1 pseudogene is annotated in these 248 nt (G+C 45.2%); it reads right to left on the bottom strand.

Annotated features, from left to right (window positions below):
- Nucleotides 1–248 (bottom strand): annotated as a pseudogene (locus tag ACYQ2O_RS13770) (IS66 family transposase); the annotation flags it as partial.

The raw sequence follows: 248 nt of genomic DNA, 5'->3' as shown, positions 1-248 counted from the left end.
AGATTCCAATAAGCCTCTTGGCGATAGCCAGGGACTTTTTGCTCGAATTTTTGATACATGGTTTCTGCTATCAGTGACGCAGAAGCGGCTGTGTTATTTAACGGAAGTCTGGGAATTTCAGATTTTGCAAAAGGCGTGCGCGTTCCGCTTTTCTCACAGTTCGCGCAGGCATATGTTTTCTGGAAATGTCTGTGGTTTTCAACTCTCGCCGGGATAAATTTAACTTCCTGACGGATGAGTTGTGTGCT

It is taken from the genome of Alkalibacterium sp. m-11, from assembly GCF_054658155.1.
This window is presented reverse-complemented; position numbering and strand designations above follow the sequence as displayed.